2 protein-coding genes and 1 tRNA gene are annotated in these 1,855 nt (G+C 60.1%); 2 read left to right on the forward strand and 1 reads right to left on the reverse strand.

Annotated features, from left to right (window positions below):
- Both ACLIRY_RS26955 and ACLIRY_RS26960 read left to right on the forward strand, forming a co-directional pair.
- Window positions 1-1,010 (forward strand): IS1380 family transposase (locus tag ACLIRY_RS26955; RefSeq protein WP_413208505.1); only part of this gene is annotated, 1,010 nt, incomplete at its 5' end.
- 283 nt (window positions 1,011-1,293) lie between these two features.
- A complete protein-coding gene (locus tag ACLIRY_RS26960; protein WP_413208506.1) occupies window positions 1,294-1,539 on the forward strand; it encodes a hypothetical protein in 246 nt (81 codons plus the stop codon).
- 189 nt (window positions 1,540-1,728) lie between these two features.
- Here the strand turns inward: ACLIRY_RS26960 and ACLIRY_RS26965 are convergent.
- Window positions 1,729-1,805: transfer RNA gene (locus ACLIRY_RS26965), tRNA-Met, on the reverse strand.
- Between the last annotated feature and the right edge of the window lie 50 nt (window positions 1,806-1,855).

Raw genomic sequence — 1,855 nt, forward strand, 5'->3', positions numbered from 1 at the left:
TCGTCGATTTGTTCCTGGAAAGCCACAACAGCCCACCCGAGCGGATCACCCTGGATATCGACGCCACGGACATCAAAACCCACGGCCATCAAATGGGCGGGTTCTTTCACGGGTATTATGAACACAGGTGCTTCCTGCCGCTCTATGTCACTTGCGGTCCGCACCTGCTTATGGCGAAACTCCGCCATGGCAATGTCGACGGCGCCAAAGGGGCCAAGGGAGCGATCAAGCGGATCGTCACGCGCATCCGGAAGGCCTGGCCCAAGGTGGGCATCCTGGTGCGCGGCGATTCCGGCTTCCTCCGGGGGAATCTGATGCGCTGGTGCGAGGCCAACGGCGTCGACTATATCCTCGGCCTGCCCCGGAACAGCGTCCTCGTGCACCGGGCGCGGAAAATCCGCTCCCGCGCAGCGCTGGAGTTCCTCGAGACCAACGCCACGACCAAAGTTTTCGGCCATTTCACCCACAAGACCCGATCCAAAAGTTGGAACCGGTCGCGCCACGTGATCGCCAAGGTGCTCCATAAGGAAGGCCAGGAGCAGCGGTGCCGGTTCCTCGTCACCTCTCTGGATTGGAATTCCCCCCATGTGACCGAGGCCATGCGCGAGGCACGGACATCCCTGGAAGAAAGCGAGCAGGTCGAACCCAAGGACCTCTTGCCCCGCGTCATGTATGAATCCCTCTACTGTCCGCGTGGCGACATGGAAAACCGCATAAAAGAATGCCAATTGGATCTGTTTGGCCACCGGGCCTCGGGCCATGCCTTCAGCACCAACCAGACCCGGTTGATCCTGGCGGGCTTCGCCTATGTCCTGATGACGCAGTTACGCCTGCGCGCCCTCCAAGGGACGGATCTGGCCAAGGCCATGCCGGGCACCATTCGGGAAAAGCTGCTGAAAATCGGTGCCCGGATCATCACATCGGTGCGGCGGATCAAGATCGCCATGCCCGACGCCTGCCCGACCCAGGACATCTTCTTCGCGGCCTGGCGCTGCCTGGCGCCTTCGTAAGCCTCCCCTCCCCCGCCGACATCACCGGAAAACATCCACCTCCCGGCGGGAGGTGGATGACGCTTGTCTCCTTGACGCCAGCTTTTCTTTTATTAGTTGTATCGCCGCGACCATATGCCCCGGTTCGCAACCAGCCCTACCCGGGCCGAAGACGGGGCTCCGGAAAATCCGGGGCAGGAGAGAAAAATCGGGCCGATAGGCCCTCCGAAAAAAGTGACGTGATTTTTCCGGGTTCATTGCCGCGCTCGGCAACGAGGGCATTTCCCTTGAGGGCAATAAGAAGGTGGAGTGGCGCTGGCGCTTTCGCCGCGCGCAATCGAACATGCGGATCTGGGACCACAAGATTTCCGTAGCCGAAGAAGAGCTGAACGATCGGGTGAACGACCTGTACGGCCTGACCAAGGACGAGGTCGCATACTACCGGCGAGAGCTGGCCCGCGCCGGTATCGGAACCCCCTCCCCTATCGTACTCCGTCCGCACAGCCCAGACGCTTCTCCCAGTGACAAGGCGGCACATTCCAAGCCGTAATGCCGACAACGGCCCCAGATTTCTCACTGTCCGTGCACTGGGGGATTGATGGCTGTTACCTGGAAATGGGCTCCCGGCTACGCTGAAATTCGCTCTCTTGCGTTACCTATGTGTTACCTGGGTGATTTTAGCTGGCCTGGTCCAAACGCAAAAAAGCCCGCTATCCTGTTGGGATAACGGGCTGATTTCTGGTTGCGGGGAGAGGATTTGAACCTCTGACCTTCAGGTTATGAGCCTGACGAGCTACCGGGCTGCTCCACCCCGCGTCAGGGTGTTTGTTTCCGCGAAGGGATCTCTTCTTGGGAAACACCGAACA

Source organism: Rhodospirillum sp. A1_3_36 (assembly GCF_047263945.1).
In the GTDB taxonomy this organism is placed as follows: domain Bacteria; phylum Pseudomonadota; class Alphaproteobacteria; order Rhodospirillales; family Rhodospirillaceae; genus Rhodospirillum.